The organism is Pseudomonas sp. PS02303 (genome assembly GCF_029959925.1).
GTDB lineage: Bacteria > Pseudomonadota > Gammaproteobacteria > Pseudomonadales > Pseudomonadaceae > Aquipseudomonas > Aquipseudomonas mandelii.
The window spans coordinates 1-10,595 of record NZ_JASCOM010000204.1 but is presented as its reverse complement, the minus strand read 5'-3'; the positions used below and the strand labels follow the sequence as shown (position 1 = coordinate 10,595).

Annotated in this window: 10 protein-coding genes; 2 read left to right on the top strand and 8 right to left on the bottom strand. The window is 60.7% G+C overall.

All coding sequences use genetic code 11. The features are described from left to right. Positions 1–48 precede the first annotated feature (48 nt). On the bottom strand, positions 49–1,197 hold the full coding sequence (locus QMX98_RS27340; RefSeq protein WP_282411660.1) for an AlgP family protein: 1,149 nt from the start codon (positions 1,195–1,197) through the stop codon (positions 49–51). Between the two features lie 192 nt (positions 1,198–1,389). On the opposite strand from QMX98_RS27340, the gene QMX98_RS27335 reads away from it, so the two are divergent. Further along, positions 1,390–2,055 (top strand): FKBP-type peptidyl-prolyl cis-trans isomerase, encoded by a 666-nt coding sequence (locus QMX98_RS27335; protein ID WP_010465064.1) that lies wholly within the window; start codon positions 1,390–1,392, stop codon positions 2,053–2,055. 59 nt (positions 2,056–2,114) lie between these two features. Here the strand turns inward: QMX98_RS27335 and QMX98_RS27330 are convergent, their stop codons facing one another. From QMX98_RS27330 to QMX98_RS27300, 7 genes are all read right to left on the bottom strand, one after another. After that, a complete protein-coding gene (locus tag QMX98_RS27330) occupies positions 2,115–2,573 on the bottom strand; it encodes an Rsd/AlgQ family anti-sigma factor (RefSeq protein ID WP_007899333.1) in 459 nt (152 codons plus the stop codon). A 177-nt stretch (positions 2,574–2,750) separates the two neighbouring features. Beyond that, a complete protein-coding gene (locus QMX98_RS27325; RefSeq protein WP_282411659.1) occupies positions 2,751–3,305 on the bottom strand; it encodes a disulfide bond formation protein B in 555 nt (184 codons plus the stop codon). A gap of 359 nt (positions 3,306–3,664) precedes the next feature. Further along, positions 3,665–4,903, bottom strand: coding sequence for a heme biosynthesis protein HemY (locus QMX98_RS27320; protein ID WP_282411658.1), 1,239 nt, complete (start codon positions 4,901–4,903; stop codon positions 3,665–3,667). Further along, complete coding sequence (locus QMX98_RS27315; protein WP_010465071.1) at positions 4,900–6,042, bottom strand: uroporphyrinogen-III C-methyltransferase; 1,143 nt, start codon at positions 6,040–6,042, stop codon at positions 4,900–4,902. Before QMX98_RS27315 ends, QMX98_RS27320 begins: the two co-directional genes overlap by 4 nt. Before the next feature lie 16 nt (positions 6,043–6,058). Beyond that, on the bottom strand, positions 6,059–6,826 hold the full coding sequence (locus QMX98_RS27310; RefSeq protein ID WP_282411657.1) for a uroporphyrinogen-III synthase: 768 nt from the start codon (positions 6,824–6,826) through the stop codon (positions 6,059–6,061). Beyond that, the gene (gene hemC / locus QMX98_RS27305) at positions 6,823–7,764 is read right to left on the bottom strand and encodes a hydroxymethylbilane synthase (RefSeq protein WP_010465075.1); all 942 of its coding nucleotides are present in this window, start codon (positions 7,762–7,764) and stop codon (positions 6,823–6,825) included. The genes QMX98_RS27310 and hemC overlap by 4 nt, the downstream gene beginning before the upstream one ends. A gap of 138 nt (positions 7,765–7,902) precedes the next feature. Next, a complete protein-coding gene (locus QMX98_RS27300; protein WP_010465077.1) occupies positions 7,903–8,649 on the bottom strand; it encodes a LytTR family DNA-binding domain-containing protein in 747 nt (248 codons plus the stop codon). A 462-nt stretch (positions 8,650–9,111) separates the two neighbouring features. On the opposite strand from QMX98_RS27300, the gene argH reads away from it, so the two are divergent. Then, on the top strand, positions 9,112–10,506 hold the full coding sequence (gene argH / locus QMX98_RS27290) for an argininosuccinate lyase (RefSeq protein WP_282411656.1): 1,395 nt from the start codon (positions 9,112–9,114) through the stop codon (positions 10,504–10,506). Positions 10,507–10,595: the final 89 nt, after the last annotated feature.

The window sequence follows — 10,595 nt, the reverse complement described above, 5'->3', positions numbered from 1 at the left end:
CCTGAACCGCGACGCGCTGCATCAGCTGCGCGTCGCGGCAACCGGCACTTAAGAAGCGCTGGCTGGGGTGGTGCTGGTGCTCGACGGTGCGGCTGGCGTTGGCGCAGTCGATGGGGTCGAGGGAGTGGCTGCTGCCGCTGGCGAAGCCGATGCAGCTGGAGTCGCTGGTTTGGTAACTGGCGCAGTAGCTGGCTTGGCAGCAGCGGCAGGTTTTTTCACGGCCGGTTTGGCGGCAGGTTTTGCAGCTGGCTTCGCGGCAGCAGGTTTTGCTGCAGCTGGTTTGGCTGCTGGTTTCGCTGCTGGTTTCGCTGCAGCAGCTGGCTTGGCGGCGGCAGCGGGTTTCGCGGCGGCAGCTTTGGCAGCGGGTTTAGCAGCGGGTTTCGCCGCCGCTTTTGCAGCCGGTTTCGCAGCCGGTTTTGCGGCAACGGTTTTAGCCGCGACAGGTTTTGCGGCTGGCTTGGCGGTAGCAGTTCTTGCAGCGGCAGGTTTTGCAGCAGGCTTCGCAGCAGCTGGTTTTGCCGCTGCGGTTTTCGCCACAGCCGGTTTCGCAGCAGCGGTTCTTGCAGCAGGTTTAGCGGCGGCCGTTTTGGCAGCAGCTGGCTTGGCGGCAGTTTTGGCAGCCGTCGATTTAGCCACTGGTTTTGCAGCGCTGGCAGCAACCGGTTTTTTCGCCGCAGGTTTTGCTGCGGCTTTCACCGGCGCTTTGGCGACAGGTTTGGCAGCAGGCTTGGCCGGTGCTTTTGCAGCCGCCGGTTTGGCAGCAGCTTTCTTGGCAGGTGCCGCAGCAGGCTTGGCCGAACGCAGGGACAACGCCTTGCCGACAGCCTCTTGTACACGACCGATACCCTGGGCCAGTTTCAGGCTTTCTTGAGCATCGCGCTTGAGTTGCAGAATGTAGCTGCGCGTTTCGGATTGACGATCCTTGAGGGCATCGAGCAAGTCTTCAAGTTCTTTCACCGCACCCTTCGCTTTGGTTTGTGCCTTGGCTTTACCGGCAGTTGCGGCGTCCTGCAACTTGGTACGGGATTTGTGCAATTTCTCCTGCGCTTTTCCGCGCTGCTTTTCCAGTTTGGCGAGCAGTTTTTCAGCATCAGCCAAGGCTTGGGAACAAGCGTTTTCCAAATGATCGAGCAGGCTGCCCGAGAGTTGTTGGAGTAAGTGCAACGGGGTATTTACAGGCTTCTTGGTGGCCGACATGGTTTACCTCCTGGCTGACGTGGGTGCGGCTCATACTAGACCTCTGATGACACCGCCGCTAGGGCATGTTGACAGTATCGAAAGCGCTGCGTTGCAACAGATTGAAATTCTTCTGCGCGGGTGCAAAACCAGTTCACCTTTGAGCGCACTCACACTGGCATAATCCACCGCATCTCAGATCGGAGTGTGCCCATGTCGCGCTACTTTTTTTTATCGTTGTGTGTGTGTTTTTCCGTGGCCCAGGCCGCCGAAAAAACCACCCCGAACGAGGCCCACGATCTTGCTTACAGCCTGGGTGCGAGCCTGGGTGAACGCTTGCGCCAAGAGGTGCCGGATCTGCAACTCCAGGCATTGCTCGACGGTCTGCAACAAGCCTATCAAGGCAAGCCACTGGCATTGAAAGACGAGCAGATCGAACAGATTCTGGCCGAGCACGAAGCCCAGGTCGCTGAGCAACCCGCCCTGCCACAAAGTGAAGTCGCGCTGGAAAAAGAGCAGCGCTTTCTCACCGAGGAAAAAGCCAAACCGGGTGTTCGTGAATTGGCGGATGGCATTTTGCTGACCGAGTTGGCACCGGGCACGGGGGCCAAGGCCGGCCCTGATGGCAAGGTCGAAGTTTTATATGTCGGACGCCTTCCCGACGGCACCGTGTTCGATCAGAACAGCAAGCCGCAGTGGTTCAGTCTGGATAGCGTAATCAGCGGCTGGCGCAGCGCATTGCAAAACATGCCGGTCGGTGCGAAATGGCGCCTGGTGATTCCGTCGTCGCAAGCCTATGGCGCGGACGGTGCCGGCGACCTGATCGCTCCGTTTACGCCGCTGGTGTTCGAAGTCGAATTGCGCGGTGCCACAAGCTGAAAACCGAGAACGAAAAACGGCGCGCATAGCGCACCGTTTTTTAGTCTTGCAGGAGAGGTTCAGGCCTGAACCGAGTCCTCTTCCTTGTGAGCAGTGTGCAGCACTTCGATCAGACAATCTTCCAGTTCGAAGCGTTCGTGCAACAGCCCGCCCAGCTCCTTGAATTTCTCTGCCACGCACTTGCCTGCATCACACAGGTCGTTGAACGCCAGCAGCTTCTCGGTGATGACGTCGATGCGCGGGTAAATCGTCTCGGCCAGCTCCAGCCCGCGAGTATCGCCAAAAGCCTTGGCTTCGCCGGTCAGCTGTTCGTAGATTTCGAAGTGCCCGGCAGACACGTAGTCGACCAGCACGCCGCAGAATTCCTGCAACGGCTTTCGGTTTTCGCCCAAAGCCTCTGGCTTGGCACCGAGAGCATCGTAGGCTCGAACCAGTTCGTGACGCTCCTGCAACCAGCGATCGATCAGCAGATGCACTCCACCCCAACGTTCCTGAGCATTCTGACAACTTTCGAGCATGGTGATCTCTCTTCCCTTGTGGGTCATGCTGCCCTACACCTGTCGCAGTCTTGATCATCAAGAATCGGCCAGGCAGAGCGCCATCGAGCAACATAATTCCAATGACACGTGCGGGCCAGATTATGCCCGCGCGACAATGGCTTCAAGGTACGCAGGAGATAAAGTTCATACAAGTGTTTAATCACCCGCCAGCCCCCGGTGCGACGACACGCCGCTGAGCGGTCGCTTGCAGGCAAGCCAGACAACGCGCAGCAGCAGCAGATAAACACTCAGAATTGTCACCGCCATGAAGAGCAGCAGACTCCACTCCGGGATGCTCAGGTCGAACAGCGTCCAGGAGATTTCTGCGCAATCTTCGTCCCCTTTGAACATCCGCGTCACTTTGCACAGCCAGGGCACGTTCTCGTATAAGGCCTGCGGATTGGTAGAGCAGGTCGATAGCTGATGCGCCGGGTCGCTTTGCAACAAGACTTGCCGCCACGCCGCGACCATACCGGCGAGACTGCATGACAAACCGAGCAGCCAATAAAGACAAGTCCCGAAGCGGCCGGGGCCATGCACCGAAGCTGTCAGGCAGACACCGGTGAACAACGCCAGGCAGACTCGCTGCAAAAGGCATAACCCGCAAGGCTTGAGGCCGATTGCGTATTCCAGGTAATAGGAAACGCCCAAGGCCAAGGCACCTGCAATAAAAGCCATGAAAAACAAGGAGCGTGAGCAGGCCAAAAACATGGCTTATCCGTAACAGTAGAGACAGGCGGTTACGGTAGAGGAAAGCGCGCCAGCCTTTCAAGGCAGGCCGGCACGGACACTTCACCAGAAGTGTAGGGAATTCCCGACAGCGTCGGGAGGACTTGATGAAGTCCCGTGTAGGACAAAGCCGATCAGGGATTACAAAGCTAAACATTCAGCGAAATTCGAGCGGCCGGATCGCGCCCAGGAACGACTCCCGCCCCTGGCGCAGCCTGCATCCGGCTGCTGAGCAGTCGTCATACATTTAAACGCGATTGGCCTGATGAAACCGTGGTGCTCGCTTTACAACTGCTTCGCAGCCGGACACAGGCTGCGCCAGCTGCTACAGAAGGAATACGTCAGGCGTAAACGGGCGCTGGGAGTGGTGCCGCCAGCAGGCGCTCATCCAGCAGGCCCAGACCTTCCTGAAACAGCTGATTGCTGCGCTCTGTGTCGCCGAGCTGAGCGAGCAACCGCGCCAGTTCCGCACAGGCTTCCGGGTTGCGCTGGACCCGCAAACTGCTTTCCAGATAGTCCCGCGCCTTGCCCCACAGACTGCTTTGCAGGCACAGGCGGCCGAGTGTCAGCAGAAGGCTTGGGTCGGCCGGATGATCCTTGAGCCAACCCTCGGCCGTTTGCAGTTGACGAGCCGGATCGCTACCACGCACCAGACCGTAGAGACGCGCCAGATGACTGTCGTACTTGCGCTTCAGCGCTGTGCGCAGAACCTCCTCCGCTTCGACCTGTGCTCCCAGTTGCCGCAGTTGCTCGGCATAGGCCAGCACCAACTGAGGCTCCTGGCGCTGAGCCGAGGTGAGTTGCTGCCAGGCGCGATTGAGCGATTGCAAACCCACCGTGCCGTCCGCTTCCTGATGCGCCGCCAGGGAAAGGTTTTCACCCCATGCCCGTCGCTCCAGATCGGCCAGCTCGGCGGGAGGCAAGACTTTATCCTTGCGCAGCTCCGGCAGCAGGCGAATCACTGCCGACCAGTCGCCGCGCTGCTGATGCAGACGCTGCAACTGGCGCAAGGTCTGGACGTTATGAGGATGACGCTCGTGCATGGCTTGCAGGGTCACCAGGGCGCCTTCGGTGTCGCCACGGTCGTTCTGCAACTGGGCGTGACTCAAGGCAATCGCCAACTCCGCCTGGGGCTGGCGTTCGAGGGCGCGCTCCAGCAAGTTGTCGCATTCCTCGTAGTGACCTTGTTCATTGGCGGCGCGTGCGGCGCCAAGGTAGTAGAGCAGCGGCTGGCGCTCGGCTTCGGCGGCGCGATGCAAATGACGCTGCGCACTGGCCCAGCGACCTTCCGCCAGGTCCAGCTGACCGTGTTCGATCGCCACTTGCACCCGACGGCTGCGATTGCGCCGCGACCACGGATTGACCACGCCGCTGGACGTCATCACCAGCTCAACCAACGCCTTGATGCCCCAGAACACCAGCCAGAGCACCGAGACCAACGCCAGGGTGGCCCACAGGCTCGCTTCATAACGGAAGGTCTTGTAGGCAATCAGCACGTAACCGGAATGCTCGGCGATCGCCAGGCCGAGTGCGGCGGCTGCGGCGATGACCAGAAACACGATCACATAGAGGCGTTTCATGGCGTGGCCTCCTGCGCAGTGTTCGCGGCCGGTTTTGCCATCGGTTTGATCGAATCTTCGGCGTTGACGTTACGCCGCTCCAGATACCCCTGAACCGCACTCAATGTCCCGGTCAGGTCCGGCGTGACCACAGTGACCGGCTGCTTGCTCAACTCGCCCACCTGCTCAAGCATGACTTTGCTTTGAGGGTTGTCCGGGTTGAAGTTGCCCGTCAATACATCACGCGCCTCAGCCAGCGCCTGGGTGTAGACCGCTGCCTGGCCATTGAGCGCGGCCCATTGCGCCTGCTCCAGCGCCAGGCTCAGCGCCAGACGCACCTGACTGAGGCTCTGCCCTGCCAGCAATGGGCGAACATTTTTGTCAGCATTGAAGTCGATGCGGATGTAGCGCGAAATCTGATCCCACCACTGCGCCCAACGACTGGCTCCGTCGCCATCGGCCGTCAGGCCCAACAGCGATTCGCCACGATCCTTGTACTCGGGGGCCAGCTCGGTGAGGTTGATGACCTGATCGCGCAGTGCGCCCAATCGCAGGAACAACCCGGTGCGATCCGGCTGTTCTGTGCTGCGCAGCGCCACCAGGGTTTTGGCCACTTGCTCGCGAGCTGCGAAGGCACCGGGATCGTTCTGTTCACGCAGAATTTCATCGGCACCCTGCACCAGGGCCTGAGCGCTGCTGATGTCCTGCAGCGCAGAAAGGCGCAGGCTGGCCAGACGCAACAAGTGCTCGGCTTCGGCCAGACGCCAATCCTTGCGACTCGCACCGAGGACCGTTTCCAGACGCTGATTCAAGCGTTGCTGATCGCCTTGCAACTGCGCCACCAAACGGCTGCGAGCGTCCAGTTCTTCGGCTGCAGGCATTTGTTCAAGGCGCGCGCTCAAGCGCTGTTCATTGAGTTTCAGGCTCTGCGCCTGATCGCTCAACGCCTGGACCTGGCTCAACTGCTGCTGAGTGTTGGCTTGCAGGTGACGCACCTGCCAGACACCCCAACCGCCCACGGCAACACCGGCGGCGCCCAACAGCAGCGCGACGATTGCCAGCCCATTGCCCCGGCGCTGCACTGTGGCAGGTGGTGGAGTTTCAACCGGCGCTTCAAGCACCGGCAGCACGTCATCTTTAGGCAAGGCTGTTTCGCTCACGTATCCATCCTTTGCATTAGAGAACGGGTTCGGGATGCTCCCGTAACACCGTCAGCAAAGCCGTGGCACTGGCGCCACGACAATCCACAACTGTTTGGGCCCCGGCGGCACGTGCCAGCTCGGCGACCCTGGGGCTTGGAACAAACAACGGCAACCGCGCCATTTCAGGCCAGGCATCGCCTGCCAATTGGCGCAGGTGCTCAAAACCCTGTCCACTGCTGACCACCAGCCCGTTCAAGCGTTCCGCTTCGATCCGGTCAGGCAGCACCGTCGACGGGTAGTGAGGCAGTCCACGACGGTATAACTCCAGATACTCGACACTAGCACCAAGCTCGCGCAAACGCTCAGCCAGCAACTCGCGCCCGCCCTCCCCGCGCAAGATCAGCACCCGCGGATCGGGTCGGGCAATCGCCTCGCGCAACGAGGGCAACTCAAGCAAGGCTTCGCTGTCATCGCCCTCGGCGGGGAAACTCACGTCCAGCCCGTGATCCGCCAGGATCTGCGCAGTCGCCGCGCCCACGCTGAACCAGCGTGGGGACGGTGGCTGTGGCCAATACTGATTGAGCAGGTCAACGCCCATTCTCGCGGCCGGTTTACTGACCACGATCACCGCACAGTAACGATCCAGCCCCTGAATCACCTCGCGCATTGTGTCAGAGACAGCAATCGGCTCGATCTCCAGAAGCGGCAAACTGCTGCTGAAAATCCCCGCTTGCGACAAAACGCTGGCCAGCGCCGCCGACTCGTCTGCGGGGCGCGTCAGCAGCAGGCGCCAGCCCGTCACTCGTGACCTGCCTCGCCATAGACCGCTTTCAGAATGTCGGCGGCGCCCTGGCTCAGCAAGTCTTCAGCGACTTGCACACCCAAGGCTTCTGCATCGGCCCTTGGCGCACGAGCCTCGGCGTTGAGCAGCAGGCCGCCGCTCGGATCGCCCACCAGACCGCGCAACCAGATCTGCTCGCCTTCAAGCACGGCGTAGCAGGCGATTGGCACTTGGCAGCCACCATTCAGATGTTTGTTGAGGGAACGTTCCGCGGTCACGCGGGTGGCGGTGTCCTGGTGATGCAACGGCGCCAGCAGGGCGTGAATTACGCTGTCGGCGCTACGGCATTCGATGCCGACCGCGCCTTGGCCACCAGCCGGCAAGCTGTCGTCGACACTGATTGCCGAGGTGATGCGATCTTCGAAGCCGAGACGAATCAGGCCGGCAGCCGCGAGGATGATGGCGTCGTATTCGCCGGCATCAAGCTTGGCCAGGCGCGTGTTGACGTTGCCGCGCAGGAAGCGGATTTCAAGGTCCGGGCGGCGAGTCAGCAGCTGAGCCTGACGGCGCAGGCTGGAGGTGCCGACGATGCTGCCTTGCGGCAACTCATCCAGGCTGGCGTAGGTATTGGAAACGAACGCATCGCGCGGGTCTTCACGCTCGCAGATGCAGAAAAGGCCGAGGCCTTCGGGGAAATCCATCGGCACGTCTTTCATCGAGTGCACGGCGATGTCGGCTTCGTTTTCCAACAACGCGGTTTCGAGCTCCTTGACGAACAGGCCCTTGCCACCGATTTTCGACAGGGGCGAGTCGAGCAGCTTGTCGCCACGACTGACCATGGGCACCAGCGTCACAAGCAAGCCCGGATGAGCCTGTTCCAGACGTGTCTTGACGTATTCGGCTTGCCACAGGGCAAGAGCACTTTTGCGGGTGGCGATGCGGATTTCGCGAGAGGACATGGATCAATCCGTACTGAATAGATACGGCGGATAATAACAGCTCAGCCAAATCCACTTTGACTTGTATCAGAAACTACGTGGCCTCCCTGGCCCCGGACGTCCAACAAACGGGTGTGAAGTTCGCTTCTGATCAGCGAATCAAAGCTGTTGCATCATTTTTCGCACGCCGGCCACGTGGCGACGGCTGACGATCAGGGCATCGCCATTGAGGCCTTTGAGGAACAGCTGGAAATGCCCCAGCGGCGTGCGCTGCAAGCGTTCGATGCGTTCGCGGGCGACCAGAGCGTTGCGGTGAATGCGCACGAAACGGTCGCCGAATTCATCTTCCAGGGCCTTGAGCGGTTCATCCAGCAGCACTTCGCCGCCTTCATGGCGCAAGGTCACGTATTTGTGGTCGGCAATGAAGTAGACCACCTGACCCAACGGGATCAGCTCAATGCCTTTACGTGTTCGGGCACTGATGTGGCTGCGGGGGCCGCTGCCGCTTTCGGCGGCTGGACGGGTCAGGGCGGCGAGCTGGACGCGATTGGGCCGCTCGGCTTTTTTCAATGCATCATGTAAATGTTCGGTTCGCACAGGCTTCACCAGATAGCCCACGGCGCTGGCCTGCAGGGCTTCCACGGCAAATTCATCGGGCCCGGTGCAAAACACCACGGCGGGCGGGGTTTCGCGTTCGCACAACCGGGCAGCCACTTGCAGGCCATCAAGGCCTGGCATGCCGATATCGAGCAACACGATATCCGGCTTGTGACTGTCGATCAGCGCTAACGCCTCTTCGCCGTTCGTGGCGCTGGGCTCCAGGACAGTGTATCCCTCGAGTTCGCCAACCATTCGGCTCAGGCGCTCGCGGGCTAGGGGTTCGTCATCAACGATCAGGACATTCATATTGCGCTGGATTCCTGCGTGAGTCTCGCACAAGGATAGCGTAGACAGGTGAAGTGACGTCCGTCACCGCGATCCACGCTAAGACTAGCGCGAGGGCCAAAAAGTGCCGCGAGACCGGCGGCTAAATTTTCATCTGCCAATTGATTGGAGGCTCTGGCCCGCATAAGCGAGGTATCGCCGTAGGGTTTGCCGATACACAATATGAACACCCCCTCTTCTTATAGTCAGCCGCAGCGCCGAGAAGTGCGCTGTTCCTATTGTCCAACTGTAGACGGTTGCAGGGACGATATTGCTCAATCGAAAAATATCGTTGCGCAATTTCCCACAAGGCATGTCCCGAGTATGGACCCCGCCTTGTGAAAAAAACCTGTCGACCAGCGTCAGCGACAGGATTGGCAACCCTGTTATTATCCGCGGCAGCTTCCACCGTCATTTTTTTCTTCAGCCGACACGAGCGAATTCATGAGCACTGACAAGACCAATCAGTCCTGGGGCGGCCGCTTCAGTGAACCCGTCGACGCCTTCGTCGCCCGCTTCACCGCCTCCGTCACTTTCGACCAGCGCCTGTATCGCCACGACATCATGGGCTCGATCGCCCACGCCACCATGCTGGCCAAGGTCGGCGTGCTGACAGACGCCGAGCGCGACAGCATCACCGATGGCCTGAAGACCATCCAGGGTGAAATCGAGGCCGGTCAGTTCGACTGGCGCATCGACCTCGAAGACGTGCACATGAACATCGAGGCGCGCCTGACCGACCGCATCGGCGTCACGGGTAAAAAACTGCACACCGGGCGCAGCCGCAACGACCAGGTCGCCACCGACATCCGCCTGTGGCTGCGCGACGAGATCGACCTGATCCTCAGCGAAATCACCCGCCTGCAAAAAGGCTTGCTGGAGCAGGCCGAGCGCGAAGCCGGCAGCATCATGCCGGGCTTCACCCACCTGCAAACCGCGCAGCCGGTGACTTTCGGGCACCACATGCTGGCCTGGTTCGAAATGCTCAGCCGCGACTATGAGCGCCTGGTCGACTGCCGCAAGCGCACCAACCGCATGCCGCTGGGCAGCGCCGCGCTGGCCGGCACCACTTACCCGATCGACCGCGAGTTCACGGCTCAGTTGCTGGGCTTCGATGCCGTGGGCGGCAACTCGCTGGACAACGTGTCTGATCGCGACTTCGCCATCGAGTTCTGCTCGGCCGCGAGCATCGCGATGATGCACTTGTCGCGGTTCTCCGAAGAGCTGGTGCTGTGGACCAGCGCCCAGTTCCAATTCATCGATCTGCCGGACCGTTTCTGCACCGGCAGCTCGATCATGCCGCAAAAGAAAAACCCGGACGTGCCAGAGCTGGTGCGTGGCAAGACCGGCCGTGTCTTCGGCGCGCTAATGGGCCTGCTGACCTTGATGAAGGGCCAGCCACTGGCCTACAACAAAGACAATCAGGAAGACAAGGAACCGCTGTTCGACGCGGCCGATACGCTGCGCGATTCGCTGCGAGCCTTTGCCGACATGATCCCGGCGATCAAGCCCAAGCACGCGATGATGCGCGAAGCGGCGCTGCGTGGTTTCTCCACCGCGACTGACCTGGCTGACTACCTGGTACGCCGCGGCCTGCCGTTCCGTGATTGCCACGAAATCGTTGGCCATGCCGTGAAGTACGGCGTGGAAAGCGGCAAGGACCTGGCGGAAATGAGCCTGGAGGAGCTGCGCAAGTTCAGCGACCAGATCGATCAGGACGTATTCGCCGTGCTGACCCTGGAAGGCTCGGTGAACGCCCGCGACCATATCGGCGGGACTGCGCCGGCGCAGGTGAAGAAGGCCGTGGCGCACGGTCAGGCATTGCTCGCCAGCCGCTAAAAGCTTCGCGGGCAAGCCTCGCTCCTACGGGATCTGTGTCGCCCCGCAATTGCGCGAACGACACCGATCCCGCAGGAGCGAGGCTTGCC

Coding starts and splice junctions, on each gene's coding strand:
- QMX98_RS27320 (WP_282411658.1), bottom strand. CDS start 4,903: ATGAAACGCCTCTATGTGATCGTGTTTCTGGTCATCGCCGCAGCCGCC.
- QMX98_RS27340 (WP_282411660.1), bottom strand. CDS start 1,197: ATGTCGGCCACCAAGAAGCCTGTAAATACCCCGTTGCACTTACTCCAA.
- hemC (WP_010465075.1), bottom strand. CDS start 7,764: ATGTCCTCTCGCGAAATCCGCATCGCCACCCGCAAAAGTGCTCTTGCC.
- argH (WP_282411656.1), top strand. CDS start 9,112: ATGAGCACTGACAAGACCAATCAGTCCTGGGGCGGCCGCTTCAGTGAA.
- QMX98_RS27325 (WP_282411659.1), bottom strand. CDS start 3,305: ATGTTTTTGGCCTGCTCACGCTCCTTGTTTTTCATGGCTTTTATTGCA.
- QMX98_RS27335 (WP_010465064.1), top strand. CDS start 1,390: ATGTCGCGCTACTTTTTTTTATCGTTGTGTGTGTGTTTTTCCGTGGCC.
- QMX98_RS27330 (WP_007899333.1), bottom strand. CDS start 2,573: ATGCTCGAAAGTTGTCAGAATGCTCAGGAACGTTGGGGTGGAGTGCAT.
- QMX98_RS27300 (WP_010465077.1), bottom strand. CDS start 8,649: ATGAATGTCCTGATCGTTGATGACGAACCCCTAGCCCGCGAGCGCCTG.